This is a genomic window from Sporolactobacillus vineae DSM 21990 = SL153 (genome assembly GCF_000377985.1).
GTDB lineage: Bacteria > Bacillota > Bacilli > Bacillales > Sporolactobacillaceae > Sporolactobacillus > Sporolactobacillus vineae.
The window spans coordinates 333,236-351,432 of record NZ_KB899043.1 but is presented as its reverse complement, the minus strand read 5'-3'; the positions used below and the strand labels follow the sequence as shown (position 1 = coordinate 351,432).

Genomic DNA, 18,197 nt, shown 5'->3' with positions numbered 1-18,197 from the left:
TTAAGATTATGTCTGCTTGTTTTCCGTTGCGGACCCTCGTTTTTCGCTCCGGACAACAGCAAAAACACCCCTCACTATTACAGCGCTTTTCATAAAGAAAGACAAGGAGGCGGCCCGTCACCGGTGCCGGGACTCCAGATTGTTGACCTTTATGCCGATAAATAGTACAGAAGGTTATTGACCGGTTGATTTGAAGGGAGAAGTAGCTACATGTTTTTACGCACCAGGAAAAATACCGAAAGCAGCTGGCTGAAACAGGCGGAAAACGAAACTGTTGCCATTGGCGTCAGCGATCCGAAGATCAAAGAAAAGCTGGACATGCTTGAGTTGACAGCCCATGATCTTCAGTTGTTAAAGGCCCTCCGTCCGTTTGTTGCCAAAGAGATCGATGCGATCGCGGAAAAGTTTTATGCCAGTTTCTATGAGATTGAACCGCTCCGGAAAATCATTGACCGGTACAGTACGGTCGAAAAGCTGAGCAAGACACTTGCCGGCCATATCATGAATTTTTTTGATGGAAAAATCGATGATGCGTTTGTCGAAAGCCGGGCACAAGTCGGGCGCATGCACTATAAGATCAATCTGACACCAAGCTACTATATGGGCACTTTTCAGAATATCCAGTATCATCTGATTCACATTGTCTTTCGTGAGGTCGGGGACCATCCTGCGGCAGAGCAGGCGATTCACGCCATCAATAAAATGATCAGTCTGGAACAGCAGATTGTCCTTGAAGTCTATGACCGGGAATACGCCAGAAATCTGGAAGGGGAATTCGAGCAGGGCCGTCAGGATCTCCGTTCGGGAATGACGCAAATCAGCGGCAGTCTGAACGAGGTGACGAGCCGCACCAGGGCCGCAGTGAAAAAGTTGCAGGATCACTTTAACCTTGTTCAGACAACGGTGCATTCCAGCAGTGAAGAAACGGAAAAGGCTAAGAACCAGGCTTCAGAAGGAAAAGTTCAGCTCGAGCGCCTTCTTGATCAGGTAAGCATGGCCAATCGGTCAATCACGGACATGGGAACGATGGTCGGTCGCCTGAAGCAGGCATCACAGGAAATCGGGCGCGTGACCGACCTGGTCCGGGACATCTCCGAACAGACCAATATCCTGGCGCTGAATTCGGCGATTGAGGCAGCCAGAGCCGGCGAGTACGGTAAGGGATTCAGCGTTGTTTCCGAAGAAATCCGGAAACTCGCTGAAGAGACCAATCAGGCGACAGCACAAATCTCTTCCTTGATTGCAAATTCATCCAGAGTAACCGGGAATGTCGTGACGTCTCTGGCAGATGCCACAGAAATCATTGAAAAAGGAATGAAAGAGTCCAGAGACACGGGGAAAAAGTTTGAACAGATCATCACTGCCGTCGACAGAAGCAACAAACTGTCGAAGAAGGTGGACAGCAATGCGGAAACGCTGGCAGAAATCACGGAACAGATCGGCCAGGGGACAAATACCCTTTCCGATTCAGTCACACGCCTGATGCAGAAACTATAAGACACGCAGACTGGCATTAAAAGACACACAAGACAAAAAACAAACGGACGATGCGAATGAACTGTGCATAGCCCGTTTTTTGTCTTCGGTGGCTATCCTGGACGACGGGCACTTTAATGGAAATAAGGACGATCGTTAGGTAGAATGAAAATAGTTGTTGAAATAGTCGGAAATGATCAAAAAAGAGAGGAAATGCCATGACGCCAAGCCCCGCCTCACATCAATTGATTGCCGATATGATCGACCATGTGGAAACGGTTGTTGTTGGGAAAAGAAAGATTATCAGACTGATCACTGTCGCGCTTCTTGCCGGCGGGCATGTCCTGATCGAGGATATTCCCGGAGTCGGAAAGACCGTTCTTGTCCGGTCGATCGCCAGGTCGATCGGTGCGGATTTCAAACGCATCCAGTTTACACCGGATCTTCTTCCCTCGGATATTACCGGGATGTCCGTGTTCAATCAGAAAACCGGTGAATTCCAGTTCCGGCCTGGTCCGCTGATGGGCAATGTCGTTCTCGCCGACGAGATCAACCGGACTTCGCCGAAGACTCAGTCCGCCCTGCTTGAAGGGATGGCGGAGGGCCGGGTCACCGTGGACGGGACGACACATAAGCTTCCGGATCTGTTCTTTGTGATGGCGACTCAGAACCCGATTGAGTATGAAGGGACGTATGCTTTGCCGGAAGCACAGCTGGACCGGTTTCTTCTGAAACTGTCCATGGGCTATCCGAGCCGGGCAGACGAACTGGCGATTCTTAACCGGCTGTCAGGTGAAAATCCGCTGGAACGCCTGCAGCCGGTGCTCACGATCGAACAGATACTGGAGCTTCGCCGCCAGGTAAGAGAAGTCTATGTTTCTGACAGTATGAAAAATTATTTGCTGGATATTGTTGAAGCAACCCGGCATCATCCGGATATTTACCTTGGCGTCAGTCCGCGCGGCTCGCTGGCTTTTCTGCAGGCGGCACGCGCCTATGCCTTCATCTGCCGGCGGAACTACACAGTTCCGGACGACCTGAAGGAAGTCGCTCCTTATGTACTGGGTCACCGGATTATCCTGCGCGGGGATCAGACCGGCGGGCAGAAAGCTGCCGAACTGATCCGGAGCATTATCGCATCCATCCACGTTCCTGTCCGTACAAAGGAATCCATCCGATGAAACGACGGCTCAGTTCGTTCCGTTTCCTCAAAAATAAATTGCAGCTCAGATTCTGGGCTGCACTGCTTGTTTTTATCCTGATGTTCTATTTTGCTATGGTACAGGGCGGCTTTATCAGCTGGTTCCTTTTCTACACTTTTCTGCCGGTCATGCTTTATCTGACCCTTATTTTCCTTTATCCGCCAAAATGGATCGCAGCGACCCGGATCGTGCCGGGCGGAGAACTGTTCGGCGGTGATCCTGTACCCGTCAAACTGGACCTGAGCCGGAAAGCCGTCATTCCGTTTTTTATGGTTGCGGCCGGTGAGCATCCGGAACCGGATTCCGGCATTCCTGAAGAGGCAGGTTATCCGATGAGACTTGCCTGGATGGGAAAAAATACCTCGTTTACCGGCTGTCTGGCCTCTGTTCCGCGCGGCATTCATACATTTTCGTCCGTACATGTTGCATTCGGGGATCCTTTTGGCTTCTTCCAGAAGAGGTGCACGCTCCCCTGCCGGAGTACGCTGACGGTTTATCCGAAAATCAGACCGGTCGTCCTGTCCGGGCTGAGAAACCGTCTGGATCGTGCCTCGATTTCAGGCGATGCGGATATTTTCCAGTTCAGCGGTTTGCGGGATTACCAGCCGGGTGACCGCCTGTCCTGGATGGACTGGAAAGCGAGTGCGCGAAAAAATGCGCCGGTTGCCCGTCAGTTTGAGCCGGAGGTCGAACATCATGCTGAAGTCGTCCTGTCTTCCTTTAAGGATGATCCGGCAGTGATTTTCGAACGTGCCGTCTCATTTACTGCGTCGATGGTCATCGCCCTGTTGGCAAAGAGTTCCCGGGTGCAGCTGACGGCCGGCGGCGCTTCACCGGTACGGCTTACGCTGCAGGCCTATGGCAAGAAGGAACGTGCAGAACTGCTTCATCTGCTTGCGGGACTGCATCGAAGTGACGGGCAAGGTCGGGACCGTTCTGAAAAAGTGCCGGCAGGACAGACATCCGTCACAGTGATCATGGGGCGCGATCTCGCCGGCCGATCCCTTCACAGGGAAAGGCTCTGTTTTTATTTTTCTGATCCGGTGCAATCTGAGATCAGGGCAGAGGGAATGCCGAAAGGAACCGTTCTTTTTCGCGTTCCCGGAGATGATTTCTCAGCCATTCAGAAGGTGAGTCATTAATGCGAAACAAGTTTCGAAAGTGGCCGCATCTGCTGTCATGGCTCCTGGCCGTATTCATTTTCTGGACATGCGTCCGGCCGGTTATGACGCTGACGATCCTGAACCAGCCTTTACAGCTTTTCCTGTTCTTTTTTATCCCGCTCCTTCTGCTGAGTATCGGGGCGCCATTCTGGCTGGCCGGGCTCGCAGGAATTCTTCAGACCGGGTGGGCCATTCACAACTATTTTTTCAATGATCTGCCGCTGCTGGACAGTCAGTGGCTGGTACGTACCGTTCGTGAGCTGAACAGGAATGCACGGATGGTCTGGCAGGGCAATCTGACCGGTATGTCCGACCTGTTCAGCGCGTTCCTGTTTTATGTGCTCCTGTGGCTGATCTGCGTGGTGGTATGGCGCTGGTTAAAAACAGGCAGACTTTATCTCTATTTTTTTCTGTCTGTGGCAGCGATCAGTATGGTCGATACGTTTACAGATGTAAAAGCCGCGCAGTCACTGCCTTTCGTGATCGTCGCAGGCCTTCTTATGGTCGGCATCGAAAATTACAGCCGGCTGGATGAAGCGGCAGGGCCGGCCGTGAACCGAACCGGTTTCATTAAATGGCTGCTGATCGTGACGGCATCACTTTTTCTTATTCTGGCAACCGGTTTTGCCGGTCCCAAAATGGATCCTCGATGGACAAGCCCGCTCGTCTATCTTCAGAACAAAGGCCTGATCTCCGGCGGACTGCTGACGAGCCAGCGAATCGGTTATGACAGCGATGATACGCGTCTCGGCGGATCACTTGGCATGGATGCCACCGTCCTGTTCACAGCCCGCATCAGCGGTGATGCCGGATACTGGCGCGTGGCCACCAAACATATTTATACAGGAAAAGGCTGGTCGGCCGGGAAAAGCGGTTATTTTGTTCCGCTGGTCGACCGAACACAGAATCTGAACCGCATCGCGCTCTATGGGAAGAATACGAAAACGACGAAACAGTCAGCCCGGCTGACTTTTACCAATGACAGTCCGGCGATTCTTCCCTATATCGGCCAGCCGGCCTCAGTAGCGGCATCAAATCCAACCTTGAAAATCAATCCGGATGCGGGCCAGGTGCTGACGGCAGATGAAAAACCGGTTCGTACGGAAACCATCAGCTATCTGCAGCCGGTCTACCAGATTCCCAGCTTGCGCCGGGTTAAGGGGAGTCCGGATCCTGAGTCGATCCGAAGCCGTTATCTGCAGCTTCCCGGAGAACTTCCGGATCGCGTGCGCACCCTGGCCCGGAAACTGACCGCAAAGAGTACCAACCGCTATGATGCAGTTATGGCGGTGATGAACTATCTGAAATCGCCGCGCTTCTCCTATTCCACGGATCAGGTGCCGCGGCCCGCCGGGAATCAGGACTATGTTGACCAGTTCCTGTTTACTTCACGGACCGGCTACTGTGATAATTTTTCGACTTCCATGGTTGTCCTGCTGCGATCGGCGGGGATACCGGCGCGGTGGGTCAAAGGGTTTACTTCCGGAGAATATACCGGACAAACCGAAGCAAGAGTCAATGGAAAGACGGTCCCGGCATCCATCTATCAAGTAAAAAATTCCGATGCGCATTCCTGGGCGGACGTCTACTTCCCCGGCAGCGGCTGGGTGAGTTTTGATCCGACACCGACATTTGCCGATCCGTCGGTTTTCACTGAAACAGGGAGCAGCGGAAGCAGCAGCCCTGCGTCAGGGCGAACACCCCGGACGCCGGGAGCGTCTTCCAGTACGTCGTCTGCGCAGGCAGCGTCCCGTTCAAACCGTACACCGGCTCAGAGCATGGCGCCTGATTCCGGGAGCGTGCCGCAGAAGTCGCCTTTTAGTGATCATTCCGGGAAACAAGCAGCTGCAGGGCATGTCTCTCTGCTGCCGCGGCTGCTGAGCGTAGCCGCCGGAATTCTTGTGCCGGCCGTTCTGCTGGTCGCATTTCTGACCCGGAAATCATGGCTGAGCCGGCTTCTGAGCCGGCGCCTGACCAGGCTTGCGGTGACTGACGGAGTCTCATTTAACCGAGCTTATGCGCGCGTGCTGTCACTGCTGCGTCTGAATGGGATGAGACGTAAAGATTCCCAGACTCTTCGTGAATTTGCCGAGGAAGTGGACGGGAAGATTTCCGGCAGGGCGATGCAGGAACTGACGCAGCGTTATGAACAGCTGATCTATTCAGATCAGGCCGGGCTTTCCCGGGCGGATCAGTCGGCAATCATGACCAACCTGCGTCTTATCGCCGCAAAGTTGGCCGATGCACCAAAAAAATCGTGAATGTACGCTGACGACGTTTCTGCTTTTCTCGTCTGTCAGGGCTTTTTTAACTTCCCGGCATCTCCGGCAGGCTGGTTCCGGTTTTATAAAAGCGGGACGGAACATAGGATGAAGAAAGACCATTGCAGATGGCCGGAAAGGCGGGAAGACCAATGCCCATAAACGGCAGCGAACGAAAAGCACTGGAACAAGCCATAGACGAGATCACGGAAATTGCAGAAGGATTCGGCCTCGACTTTTACCCGATGCGCTATGAGATCTGTCCCGCGGAAATCATTTATACATTCGGGGCTTACGGGATGCCGACCCGTTTCTCACACTGGAGCTTCGGCAAACAGTATTACAAAATGAAAATGCAGTATGACCTCGGCCTGAGTAAAATTTACGAACTGGTGATTAATTCCGATCCCTGTTACGCCTTTCTGCTCAATACGAACAGTCTGGTTCAGAACAAAATGATCGTCGCCCATGTTCTTGCACACTGCGATTTCTTCAAAAATAATATCCGCTTTGTCAATACGCGGCGGGACATGGTTGAGAGTATGGGTGCGACGGCAGAGCGGATTCACCGCTATGAAAAGCAGTACGGAAGAAAGAAAGTAGAGAAATTTATCGACGCGGTCCTGGCGATTCAGGAGCACGTGGATCCGCGGATCATCAGAAAGGGCGACTGGCTGGACAATAAACCGGGGAAACCGGCGAAAAAGAAGAAACGTCCGTTATCTGCTTATCAGGACCTGCTGAATCTGGACAACAGTCGGCAGGATGAGCCGGCCGAAGAGGTGACCCGGTTTCCCAGGCGTCCGGAAAAGGATCTGCTGTTTTTTATTGAAGAGTACAGCAGGATACTGGAAGACTGGCAGCGCGATATTCTTACGATGCTGCGGGAGGAAATGCTCTATTTCTGGCCGCAGCTGGAAACCAAGATTATGAATGAGGGCTGGGCGTCTTACTGGCATGTCCGGATTATGCGCGAGCTGGATTTGACGTCCGATGAAGCCGTTGAATTTGCCAAACTCAATGCCCAGGTTGTTCAGCCTTCACAGAACAGTCTCAATCCTTATTACCTCGGACTGAAGATTTATGAGGATATTGAAAAAAATTATGACGATCCGAACGATGAACTGAGCCGGACCGGCGTCCGGGAGGGGTCCGGCCGTGAGAAAATTTTTGAAGTCCGGGAGCTGGAATCCGACCAGTCGTTTATCCGTAACTATCTGAGTAAGGATCTTGTCCGGCAGGAGGACCTGTTCCTTTTTGAGAAAAAAGGAGAGAACTATACCATCACGGACAAAGATTATCGGAATGTCCGGGATCAGCTCGTTGCCATGCGGGTGAACGGGGGTTTTCCGTATATCGTGGTCGAAGACGGCGATTACCGGGATAACGGCGAGCTGCTTTTGAAACACCGCTATGAAGGCGTCGAACTGGATGTCAGGGAGCTTGAAGGTGTGCTGAAATATGTCGTACAGCTCTGGGGGAGACCGGTTCATTTGCTGACAGTGGTCGATGAGCATCCGACCCTGTTCAGCTGCGAGAACGGCGAGGTGCATCGCAACCGTCAGGACGGGTGAGCGGTGCAACCGGATGGACCAAATTCATGGACGACACAGGATCAATAGTGTTCCCGCTTAGTGCGGGCGCTGCTGATCTTTTTTATCTGAAAACGTATGCATTTTTAACGCCTCTTGTTATTGTCGGCTTCCGGCCAGTGGTCTATATTGATCTTAGTATAGGTTTCATGTCACAGAATTGTTTTATCGGCAGTGAGGAGGGATTCTTTTCATGTTCGGGAAACTAAAAGGTTTTCAGCAGCAGGGCAGCAGTGTGACGATCCGCTTTGAACAGAAAGCGGCGACGGTGGACATTATCACACCGGGCATCGTCCGTTTCTTTGTTCCATTTACAGCCAAACAGCAACCGTCGAAAGCGATTGAACAGCTGCAGAAAACGCCGGGATCGTTTACCGTCCGCAGCGGGAACGGTGAAGCGGTGATCGAAACAGAGAAACTGACGGTCCGGATCGGTGACGACTTTCGGACAACGGTTCTGGACAAAGACGGACGCGTCCTGAGTGAAGATGATCCGGGAACGGCGGCGCCTTTTATTCGCCGGGGTGCCGGTGAAGGCCTGGAACTGGCCGCTGCGGAAGGGCACAAACTCGAAGCAGAGCGAAACAAACTGAAGTTTCAGGTGCGGAAAAAGATGGAGCACGACATGTTTTTCTACGGCCTGGGTGAGAAGACCGGGCATCTGAACAAGAAGGGCTATCACTATAAGATGTGGAATACCGATGATCCGAGTCCTCATGTGGAGAGTTTTGAAACTTTGTACAAATCGATTCCATTTTTTATCGCCCTGAAAGACCGGCAGGCATTCGGCTATTTTCTTGATAATACGTATGAATCCGTGTTCGATCTGGGCAAGGAAAACAGCAATTATTACGCGTTCGGCGCTGTTGACGGCAACCTTGACTATTATTTTATTTATGGACCGTCGGCCAAAGAAGTGGTCGGCGGGTATACACACCTGACAGGCACCGCGCCGCTGCCTCAGCTCTGGACGCTCGGCTATCAGCAGTGCCGCTGGGCGTACGTTCCGGAGCAGCGGCTGCGCGAGGTCGCAGAGACCTTCCGCCGGAAAGATATTCCTTGCGACGCGCTTTACCTGGACATCGACTATATGGACGGCTACAGGGTGTTCACCTGGGATAAGAAGAAGTTTCCGGATCCTCACAAGACGCTGCAGGACTTGAGAGAACAGGGCTTTAAAGTGGTGACGATCATCGATCCCGGGGTGAAAAAGGATAAAGGGTACCCAATTTACGACCAGGGCATGGCCGGCCACTACTTTGCGACGGATAAAGACGGCCTTCCCTATGTCAATAAAGTCTGGCCGGGTGACGCCCTCTATCCGGATTTCTCCAGTCACAAAGTCCGGTCCTGGTGGGCGGCCAATCAGAAAATCATGACCGACACCGGTGTGTCCGGTATCTGGAACGATATGAACGAGCCGGCGAGCTTCAACGGACCGCTCCCGGACGACGTGCAGTTCCAGCACGACGGCGTGCCTGCAGATCACCGCGAGATCCATAATGTCTACGGCCATTATATGGCCAAAGCCACCTATGAAGGGCTCAAAAAGGCAACCGGAAAGCGGCCGTTCGTCATTACCCGCGCATGCTACGCCGGAACGCAGAAATATTCGACGGTCTGGACGGGTGATAATCAGAGTCTGTGGGAACATCTGCGGATGTCGCTGCCGATGCTGATGAACCTCGGGCTCAGCGGGGTCCCTTTCTGCGGCACCGATGTCGGCGGCTTCGGCTTTGACTGCACCGCAGAACTGCTCGCACGCTGGATTCAGGTCGGCGCCTTCACTCCGCTGTTCCGCAATCATTCCAGTATCTATACAAGAGACCAGGAACCATGGGCCTTTGGCGAACAGACTGAGGCGATCTGCAGGAAATATATCAAACTGCGGTACCGGCTGCTTCCCTACCTCTATGACCTGTTTCACCAGGAAGAGAAGAACGGGCTGCCGTTGATCCGGCCGCTTCTGCTGAACGATCAGCATGATCCAAGGACGTATGAGATCAATGACGAATTTCTCTGCGGCGATGATCTGCTTGTCGCTCCGGTGGTGACACAGGGGGAAAAAGCACGTGCCGTTTACTTGCCGGAAGGAAGCGACTGGGTGGATTACTGGACGAAGACTGTCTATAAGGGCGGCCAGTATATCATCCGGGAAACACCGCTGGATGTCTGCCCGATTTATATCCGGTCCGGCGCCGTCATCCCATTGTATCCGGTTCAGCACTATGTTGGTGAACAGCCGGTGACGGAACTGACGCTGGATGTCTATCCGGCGAGAAAGGGTATCCGCAGCTACCGGCACTATCAGGACGACGGGGAAAGTTTTGCCTACCGTAAGGGTGCCTTTAACCTGTATCAGTTTGACGTTACCGCTGGCGGAGACGGGAAGACGATCCGAATTTCAGCGGAGAAAAAGCATGCAGGATACGAAAAAGGTTATCGTTCCTTCCGGTTTATCGTGAACCAGATTCATCCTGCAGCAATCACGCTGGAGGGTGAACCGGTTGCTTTTAGTGATTCCGGAAATCAGACTGTGTTCACGGTGAAAAAAACCGGCGAGGTGACGATTCAGCTGTGAGCCGTTCAACCTTTGAGGGAATCTTCCCGATTGCCCTTGATTTCATCGGCATCTTATTTTTTAACGGATTTGGATAAGACAAGGCGCCGACTCGACAGGACGTTCATACCCTGATGGAAAAGGCGAAAGCGGTGAGGTCTTTGTACGATGACGACACTATGAATCCGTATGACTCAGCGGGTACCGGTCCCGAATTCAGGCAGTCCCCTTTGCAACCTGTTCCTGTTCCCGGACCGCAGGAACTTCATGATGCGATGCGGACACTCTGGGAACAGCATGTATTCTGGACCCGACTGGTGATTCTGGGCATTGTTTCGGATCTTCCGGATCTGACGGCGTCCACGGAGCGTCTGCTTCGGAATCCGGCAGATTTTGGCGGAATCCTCAGAATATATTATGGTGAACCGGCCACGTCACAGTTTGTCCGGTTGTTTACCGACCATCTGCAGATCGCTGCTCAGCTGGTCAAAGCAGCAAAAGCCGGTGATACCCGGGCCGCGGAGGCGGCCGAACGCAGCTGGTATCAGAACGCGGATCAAATTGCCCGCTTTCTTGGAAGCATCAATCCGTACTGGTCGGAGCAGCAGTGGCGGGCGATGCTCCATGAGCATCTGGCACTGACCAAGGCGGAAGCTGTTGCTTTACTGACCCGGAAATATCCGGAGAGTGTCCGGCTGTTTGACGAGATTGAGCGGCAGGCACTGATGATGGCAGATATGATGACACAGGGCATCATCAGGCAGTTTTATCATCGACCGGGGCAATGAAAGAACCCGTGCAGCAGCGAGGAGCAGGATCAAAAAAGCAGCGGATGCATGCTGCTTTTTCGTGCTTTTGGGGACAGACTCAACGATCGTAAAGAGCATCAGGGTTTTGAAATAGCTGCGACACAGGAGGAGTGATGACGATGGATCAGAATTTTTCTTCGCCGGCTGATTTTTTGCAGGAGATGGTTCGCGTGCAGCAGATTCCCGGTGCGGTATACGCTGTGGTCAATGAAAAGCAGACATTGACAGAAAATGCGGTGGGCTATGCCCACCTTGGAAAGAAAATACCGATGCAGCTGGATACACTTTTTGACCTGGCGTCTCTGACAAAGGTATGCGCCACGCTCCCAAGCATTCTGCTGCTCGTGGAACGAGGCGTGCTGGACTTCGATGATCCGGTCCGGCGATTCTTTCCAGAAGAAGAAAACGGATCGCTGACACTGAAGCATTTGCTGACACACACAAGCGGGTTTCCGCCGTCCGTTCCCTTTTACCAGTATCATTGGTCCAAAGAGCAGATTCTCGGCTATATACTCTCACTGGACAGTGCACCGGGACAAAAGGTCGTCTACAGTGATCTGAATTTTATGCTACTCGGCTTTCTGGTTGAGAAACTGACGAAGCGCCGGCTTGATGTGTTTACCAGGGAGCATATTTACCAGCCTCTAAAGATGAATCATACCGGCTTTAATCCGGACACGGATCTGTCTGCGGTTGCCGCTACAGAATGGCTCCCGGAGCAGCAGCGTTATCAGTGGGGAAAAGTCCATGATGAAAATGCAAATTATTTAGGCGGCGTTTCCGGCCACGCGGGTTTATTTTCCGATCTCCACGATCTGAAAATTTATGTTCAGATGCTCCTGAATCGTGGAAGGACAGAGAACGGTGATTATTTTCTGTCGCCGGCCATGCTGCAGGCCAGTGAACGGAACTATACACGGGATCTCGGAGCAAGCCGCGGCTTCGGCTGGCAGCTCATGGACGATCAGTCCCCGGCGGGTTACTTTCTTTCAGAACGAAGCTTCGGACACACCGGTTTCACCGGAACCTCCTTCTGGATTGATCCGGAACGGCGTCTTGGTTTTATTCTATTGAGCAACAGGGTACATATCAGCCGCAGAATCAATATGAACCGGATCAGAAGGATTTTCAATAACCTGTTCATGAGCGACTACTCAAGGCACTTATCTTGAGTGGACGCCTTTTTTTGATATGGGTTATTCTTTTTCTAAGGGCTTTGTTAAACCTGTCTGCTGTTTTTCGCTGCAGGCGCTCGCTTTGATAGCAGAGTGTGTGATGGTATGGGAACAGGGGATCAGGAATTTGTGTTAACTTTTATAACACAAATTCCTGATCCCTTCTTTATTTTTTAAAACGATTGGTTTACAATCTCATTATATTACATGAAAAGCAATGAATCTGCATGAAGAAGGAGAGGATCAGATAATAATTGTCAGATCAAATAACAAATAAAAGGGAGAAATTGAGATGAAGCAAGTGAAGCTTTACAAGCGATTATTTGCCGGTCTGATCTATCCGGTTCTGGCACTGATTGTCTATGCTTTTTTCTGGCTTCTTTCATTAACCGGATTCGGAGGATTCAGCGGTGTGGCGCACACATTCGGTTATTTTCTGCCGCTGATTCTTTCCGTCGGACTGGCCATCGGCATTTCTCGCGATCAGAGCGGTGCTTCGGCGCTGGCCGGCTGTGTCGGCTATCTGGTTTTTTCCGCCTCGCTGACATCAATCGTCAATGCAAAACTTGTTTTTGATCTGACGATGCCGGTAACGGTCGGCGGAGGTCTGACCGTAACGATCATTTTCTTCTTGATTTGTGCCTGCCTGACCGGAACGGTAGCCGGCTGGCTCTATAACAAATTTTACAATATCCACTTGCCGGACTGGCTGGCCTTCTTCGGCGGACGCCGTTTCGTTCCGATTATTACCAGTGTCTATGCATTGTTTCTTGGCGCCTTTGTCGCTCAGATCGTGCTGGCTCATATCAAATAAAGGGGGGAATCTGAATGAATGGTTTAGGTGGACTGCAGAGATTAGGCAAATCATTGATGCTGCCGATTGCCGTGCTTCCGGCGGCGGGCTTGCTCAACCGCCTCGGCGCGTCAGATGTCCTGAACATCCCCTTTATTAATGCGGGCGGCAATTCTATATTCAGTTATCTGCCGCTGCTTTTTGCAATGGGCATTGCTATCGGGCTGTCCAGGGATGGCAAGGGTGCCGCGGCACTCAGCGGAGCCATTGTTTACTTTATCTTGAATTTCGGGGTTGTCGGTGTTGATAAAAACATCAACATGGGCGTTTTTGCAGGTTTTATCGCCGGTCTTTTCACACCGATTATTTATAATCGATTCTACGACAAAATGACCGACCGTCCTTATTTTAATGGAAAGCATCTTGCTATACTTTTAAACGCTGTTGCGGCGATTGTTCTCGTTCTTATTTTCGGGGTGGTCTGGCCTTATGTACAGGATGTGCTGAACAGTATTAACAGTTGGATTGTCTCGGCCGGGGCTGTCGGTGCAGCGGTCTTCGGTTTTGCCAACCGCATGCTGATTCCGACCGGTCTGCACCATGTACTGAATACGTATCTCTGGTTCGGGTTCGGTAAATATCACGGTGTGACCGGTGATATCAACCGGTTCTTCGCCGGTGATCCGACGGCCGGAACTTATCAGGTCGGGTTTTTCCCGATTATGATGTTCGGTCTTCCTGGAGCTGCTCTGGCAATGGTGCTCACGGCAAAAAAGGAAAAACGGAAAGAGACGTTCGGCATGATGCTCTCGGTCGCGCTTACTGCTTTCCTGACCGGGATTACTGAACCGATCGAATTCTCGTTCATGTTCCTTGCCTACCCGCTGTATGTCGTCCACGCTTTGCTTGCCGGTATCTCAGGGCTGATCACCAATCTGCTCGGCATTAAACTTGGATTCAGCTTCAGCGCCGGGGCGATTGACTTTGCGCTCAACTTTACGCACGGAACCCGTGCCTGGGAACTGATTCCGATCGGCATTGTCTTCTTCTTCGTCTACTTCGGGATATTCTACTGGGCGATCAAAAAATTCGACATCAAAACGCCGGGACGTGAAGATGACGATGCAATAGCCTTTGCTGGTGCCGGCATTATCAGTGACCAGGGTTTTGACGAAGAAGCGCAAACACAGAGTCAGTCAAAGGACAAGTATCAGGTCATGGCCGATCGCTTTTTCAGGGCCATCGGCGGTAATGACAACCTGGAAGTGATTGACTACTGTACCACACGTCTCCGCCTGACGGTCAAAGATACAGAATCTGTCAATGAAAAAGCGATTAAAGCGGCCGGCGCACGCGGAGTGGTCAAGCTCAATCAGAAAAATCTGCAGATCATCATCGGAACCGATGTGGAATTTGTGGCCGATGCGCTGAAATTCATCGCCGACCCGGTGCATGCCGCAGCGGCAGCTCCGACGGCGGCGAACGCCCCGGATTCCGGAGCAGCTTTGCCCGGAACAGAGAAAATATACGCTCCGGCGGATGGCAAAACCCTGCCTCTCAAGGAAGTGCCGGATCCGGTCTTCTCGCAGGGAATGATGGGTAAAGGCATTGCGATCAGGCCTGAGAACGGCGTCTTTGTGGCTCCGGTGGGCGGCGAACTCATCCAGCTTGGCAAGACGAAGCATGCTTTCGGTATCCGGACACCGCTTGGTGAAGAGATTCTGGTTCATATCGGTCTGGATACGGTGAATCTGAAAGGCGAAGGATTTGCGGCTTTTGCCAAGGAGGGCGACCAGGTCGCAGCAGGGCAGAAGATCATCGAAGCGGATCTGAAGACGATTCGTGAAAAAGCAAAATCAGATCTGACGATGGTTGTCGTTACGAACAGTATGGCGAACAAATTTACTTTTGACTGGGCAGAACCCGGACATGTTAAGGCCGGAGAAACGCTGTTGTTTGAAAGCCGGACAAAATAAAAGGCGATTCAAGGAGCCTGTGTTCTGTCTTATCTGTCAGAAAACCGGAAGTATATATTCGGCTTCCGGCTTTTTGCATGGATTCACCTGCTTGATACGGGTACTTATGCTTCTTTTTTGATAAACTTAATTCAGACAGTCTAACAATCCATTCGGAAGGGAAGCGATTCCATGTTGTGTCCCGTATGTGACGATGTCAGGATGAAGGAAGTTGAAAAAGGTTCGGTGGTCGTCGATATCTGTCCGAACTGCAAAGGCGTGTGGCTTGACCGCGGGGAACTTGATAAAATCACCCGTGTTGTGCGGCAGGAAAAAGAATGGACAGGAAGCCGGTATGACAGCCATGATGATGAAGATGTGTACGATCGAAAAGGGCGGTACGGCGAAAGACAGGATCATGATCGCCATCAGGATTACGGACACAGGAAAAAGAAAAAATCCCCGCTGGATTTTCTCGGCGACCTGTTCGACTGATGTTTAAGATTGCGGTTCCGAAGCAACTGATTGCAACAGAATCCGGCTCTTGCAGCGGATTCTTTCATACATAGCGTGACGGCTATTGAGGACGATGCGGGGTAAATCATGCACAGAAAGAAGGGCTTCAGCATGCACATTCACTATTTTCAGCATGTGCCGTTCGAAACACCGGGAATGATCGCTGACTGGGCGGAAAGACGCGGACATGTAATGACCGGTACACATTTTTACAAACCTGATGCCGCGCTCCCCGAGATCGGACAGATTGACCGGCTGATGATCATGGGCGGGCCGATGAATATCTATGAAGACGCGGCCTTTCCGTGGCTGCGTGACGAGAAACAGTTTATTAAAAATACCCTTGACCGGCATATTCCGATACTCGGCATCTGCCTCGGGGCGCAGCTGCTCGCCGACAGTCTCGGCGCTAGAGTGTATCCGGGCAGGGAAAAAGAAATCGGCTGGTTTCCGGTAACGATCCACGCGGCGCAGGAGAGTCCGTTCCGTGTCCTTCCGGATCAGCTGAATGTCCTGCACTGGCACAGTGACACGTTCGCGCTTCCAGAAGGGGCGCGTCGGACGGCTTCGAGCAAGGTGACCGTGAACCAGGCATTTGTGTTCCGGCAGAATGTGATTGGTCTCCAGTTTCACCTTGAAGTTGCGGATGCTAATGTCCGCCGGCTGATTCGCCATTCACAGGATGAGCTTGTTCCCGGACCGCACATTCAGACGGAGGCGGAACTGCTTGGAAAGCAAGAGACCATTGATAAAAACCGCCGCCTGCTTTTTCAGTTTCTGGATGCCTGGTCTGCCGCCGCAGATCGGGATTGAAACCGGACCTTCAGATCACACCGAACTTTTTGAGCGCCGCTGCGATGCCATCCTGATTATTTGAGGAGGTCACATCGTCGGCGGCTTCTTTTACACCTTCCGGAGCATTGCCCATCGCCAGTCCCTTTCCGGCAAAACGCAGCATTTCAATGTCATTATAGTTGTCCCCGAAGGCCATTGTTTCTTCACGCCGGATGCCGAGTCTTTTGGTCAGAAAGTCAAGAGCAAACGCCTTAGTCGCTTTTTTATCCGTGATCTCGAGATAAGTCGGTTTAGACTTGTAGAACGTGGCCTCTGTTTGTCTTTCAACCAGCAGGTTTTCCAGTGCTGTGATCTGATCCGGATTCCCCATACACAGCACTTTATTAACCGGAGGCACGGGATTTCCAGTCTCAAAATCGAAGACCTGAAGCGCTGTGCCGGCAATTTCCTGTTCCTGACGGATCCATTTATTTTCCGGTTCCGGGACGAGCCATGAGTTAATGCTGTAGGCCGAGAAACAGATATCTGGAAAACGATTACATTTTAGCTGATCGAATCGGGTTACAAGATCAGGATCCATGGAAATGTTCAGCAGCGGATGCCCGATGTCTCCCTCATTGACGATTAACGCGCCTCCGTAACAGACCATCGGATCATGAATTGCAAGCTGTTTCTGAATCGGGCTGATCCCGTCAGGCATCCGTGCGGAGACGAGGATAAACGGGATGTGCCGTTCTTTGCAAGCAAGGATGGCCTGTTTCGTTTTCGGACTGATCCGGTGTTCTGAAGTCAGGAGTGTTCCGTCAATATCACTGAAAATCATTTTAAAAGTCATCTGTAGCGCCTTCTTTTTGTTTTTTCTTTTTGCTGAAGCCGGCCGCTTAGTATCCTCACGCTATTTTTGCCCGGTCCGGTCACGCGAGAATCACTTCAGTTCCGGCAACAGCGGCAACCGGCAGGAATTTTGCCGGAATGTTCTGATCTGTGATGATTGTCTGCACATCTTCCCAGCCGAATCCCTTGAAATAGCTCTTCTTCGCAAATTTCATATGTTCCGCAAGAACAAAGATCCGGTCCGACCGTGTAACAGCCAGGCCATTGATTGCTGCGTCATCCGGATTATCATAATAAAATCCATCTTCCGTGATTGCAGCCGTACCCAAAAAGGCGCTGTCAAAGCGGATCTCGCTCAGTTTACCGGCACTTTCCGGGTCATAGAAGTAACGATTTTTCTCATTCAGCAAGCCGCCCAGCAGGTATACATGGTTTCCTCCCCGCTGAGAAAGAATTTCCGCGGTATCCAGCGAGTGGGTGTAGACCGTAACTTTCCTGTCAATCATTTTCGCCATACAGGAAATGGATGTGGAAGCGTTCAGAAAATATAACTGTCCGGGTATCAGAAACTGCTGCGCACAAGTGCCGATCTTCTTTTTTTCATCCGAGAAGTTGTAGGCGCGCTGATGATAGCCAAGTACCGCGTTCTGCAGGTCGAGCAGCGCGATGCCGCCATGTGTCCGGGCTGCTGCTCCTTTACGCACCAGTTTGACAATATCCCGGCGCGCAGTATCACGCGATACATGAAAGAGCCGGCAGATCTCACCGACGGAAAGGGTGCGTGATGTTTTCAGATGGCTGAGAATCAGCGCCAGCCGTTCTTCCTGGAACACGATCATCACCTTCTTTCAAAGTAATTGTAATCAGTCCTATAAGTAAAATCAAGTACATATAAGTAAACATAATTATTTTGCGACACTCATTCGGACCGTTCGTCCCGACAAGTTTCCAACATGGGTCATGGAATTGCGAACAATGCCGGTCCGTCTGTTCATTTAACTGAAAACAGCGTATACTGCCTTTGCACGATGACATTTGCCAAGGGGGCCTTTTAGCGATTATTCAG

14 protein-coding genes are annotated in these 18,197 nt (G+C 51.7%); 12 read left to right on the top strand and 2 right to left on the bottom strand.

Annotated elements, in window-relative coordinates:
- Positions 1-210 precede the first annotated feature (210 nt).
- The 12 genes from D889_RS0103975 (at position 211) to D889_RS0103915 (ending at position 16,315) form a co-directional block, all read left to right on the top strand.
- Positions 211-1,497, top strand: coding sequence for a globin-coupled sensor protein (locus tag D889_RS0103975; protein WP_010630535.1), 1,287 nt, complete (start codon positions 211-213; stop codon positions 1,495-1,497).
- Positions 1,498-1,694: 197 nt separating this feature from the next.
- Positions 1,695-2,657, top strand: coding sequence for an AAA family ATPase (locus tag D889_RS0103965; RefSeq protein ID WP_010630533.1), 963 nt, complete (start codon positions 1,695-1,697; stop codon positions 2,655-2,657).
- Entirely contained in the window at positions 2,654-3,820 is a 1,167-nt protein-coding gene (locus D889_RS0103960; RefSeq protein WP_010630532.1) for a DUF58 domain-containing protein, read from the top strand. The genes D889_RS0103965 and D889_RS0103960 overlap by 4 nt, the downstream gene beginning before the upstream one ends.
- Positions 3,820-6,102: a transglutaminase TgpA family protein gene (locus D889_RS0103955; RefSeq protein WP_010630531.1), complete on the top strand. Its 2,283-nt coding sequence runs from the start codon at positions 3,820-3,822 to the stop codon at positions 6,100-6,102. The genes D889_RS0103960 and D889_RS0103955 overlap by 1 nt, the downstream gene beginning before the upstream one ends.
- Positions 6,103-6,260: 158 nt before the next feature.
- Positions 6,261-7,676, top strand: a complete 1,416-nt coding sequence (locus tag D889_RS0103950; protein ID WP_141629365.1) for a SpoVR family protein — start codon at positions 6,261-6,263, stop codon at positions 7,674-7,676.
- Positions 7,677-7,887: 211 nt separating this feature from the next.
- Positions 7,888-10,275, top strand: coding sequence for a glycoside hydrolase family 31 protein (locus tag D889_RS0103945; protein ID WP_010630529.1), 2,388 nt, complete (start codon positions 7,888-7,890; stop codon positions 10,273-10,275).
- Positions 10,276-10,388: 113 nt separating this feature from the next.
- Complete coding sequence (locus tag D889_RS0103940) at positions 10,389-11,042, top strand: hypothetical protein (protein WP_010630528.1); 654 nt, start codon at positions 10,389-10,391, stop codon at positions 11,040-11,042.
- Between the two features lie 140 nt (positions 11,043-11,182).
- Positions 11,183-12,235 carry a serine hydrolase domain-containing protein gene (locus tag D889_RS0103935; protein WP_010630527.1) on the top strand — a complete coding sequence of 351 codons (1,053 nt, stop codon included), beginning with the start codon at positions 11,183-11,185 and terminating at the stop codon, positions 12,233-12,235.
- Between the two features lie 295 nt (positions 12,236-12,530).
- Positions 12,531-13,052, top strand: a complete 522-nt coding sequence (locus tag D889_RS0103930; RefSeq protein ID WP_010630526.1) for a PTS transporter subunit EIIC — start codon at positions 12,531-12,533, stop codon at positions 13,050-13,052.
- Between the two features lie 14 nt (positions 13,053-13,066).
- Entirely contained in the window at positions 13,067-15,007 is a 1,941-nt protein-coding gene (locus tag D889_RS0103925; RefSeq protein ID WP_010630525.1) for a glucose PTS transporter subunit IIA, read from the top strand.
- A gap of 171 nt (positions 15,008-15,178) precedes the next feature.
- Positions 15,179-15,481, top strand: a complete 303-nt coding sequence (locus D889_RS0103920; RefSeq protein ID WP_018962151.1) for a TFIIB-type zinc ribbon-containing protein — start codon at positions 15,179-15,181, stop codon at positions 15,479-15,481.
- 108 nt (positions 15,482-15,589) lie between these two features.
- A complete protein-coding gene (locus D889_RS0103915; RefSeq protein WP_018962150.1) occupies positions 15,590-16,315 on the top strand; it encodes a type 1 glutamine amidotransferase in 726 nt (241 codons plus the stop codon).
- Between the two features lie 10 nt (positions 16,316-16,325).
- Here D889_RS0103915 and D889_RS0103910 read toward each other — a convergent pair whose 3' ends face one another.
- Both D889_RS0103910 and D889_RS0103905 read right to left on the bottom strand, forming a co-directional pair.
- Positions 16,326-17,132 (bottom strand): Cof-type HAD-IIB family hydrolase, encoded by an 807-nt coding sequence (locus D889_RS0103910; RefSeq protein ID WP_010630522.1) that lies wholly within the window; start codon positions 17,130-17,132, stop codon positions 16,326-16,328.
- A gap of 79 nt (positions 17,133-17,211) precedes the next feature.
- Entirely contained in the window at positions 17,212-17,970 is a 759-nt protein-coding gene (locus tag D889_RS0103905; RefSeq protein ID WP_018962149.1) for a DeoR/GlpR family DNA-binding transcription regulator, read from the bottom strand.
- Positions 17,971-18,197 lie beyond the last annotated feature (227 nt).

Excerpts from the sequence above, each read along its gene's own strand:
- D889_RS0103945 (WP_010630529.1), top strand. The coding sequence starts at position 7,888 with ATGTTCGGGAAACTAAAAGGTTTTCAGCAGCAGGGCAGCAGTGTGACG.
- D889_RS0103930 (WP_010630526.1), top strand. The coding sequence starts at position 12,531 with ATGAAGCAAGTGAAGCTTTACAAGCGATTATTTGCCGGTCTGATCTAT.
- D889_RS0103910 (WP_010630522.1), bottom strand. The coding sequence starts at position 17,132 with ATGACTTTTAAAATGATTTTCAGTGATATTGACGGAACACTCCTGACT.
- D889_RS0103955 (WP_010630531.1), top strand. The coding sequence starts at position 3,820 with ATGCGAAACAAGTTTCGAAAGTGGCCGCATCTGCTGTCATGGCTCCTG.
- D889_RS0103920 (WP_018962151.1), top strand. The coding sequence starts at position 15,179 with ATGTTGTGTCCCGTATGTGACGATGTCAGGATGAAGGAAGTTGAAAAA.
- D889_RS0103975 (WP_010630535.1), top strand. The coding sequence starts at position 211 with ATGTTTTTACGCACCAGGAAAAATACCGAAAGCAGCTGGCTGAAACAG.
- D889_RS0103960 (WP_010630532.1), top strand. The coding sequence starts at position 2,654 with ATGAAACGACGGCTCAGTTCGTTCCGTTTCCTCAAAAATAAATTGCAG.
- D889_RS0103965 (WP_010630533.1), top strand. The coding sequence starts at position 1,695 with ATGACGCCAAGCCCCGCCTCACATCAATTGATTGCCGATATGATCGAC.
- D889_RS0103905 (WP_018962149.1), bottom strand. The coding sequence starts at position 17,970 with ATGATCGTGTTCCAGGAAGAACGGCTGGCGCTGATTCTCAGCCATCTG.
- D889_RS0103915 (WP_018962150.1), top strand. The coding sequence starts at position 15,590 with ATGCACAGAAAGAAGGGCTTCAGCATGCACATTCACTATTTTCAGCAT.
- D889_RS0103925 (WP_010630525.1), top strand. The coding sequence starts at position 13,067 with ATGAATGGTTTAGGTGGACTGCAGAGATTAGGCAAATCATTGATGCTG.
- D889_RS0103935 (WP_010630527.1), top strand. The coding sequence starts at position 11,183 with ATGGATCAGAATTTTTCTTCGCCGGCTGATTTTTTGCAGGAGATGGTT.
- D889_RS0103940 (WP_010630528.1), top strand. The coding sequence starts at position 10,389 with ATGGAAAAGGCGAAAGCGGTGAGGTCTTTGTACGATGACGACACTATG.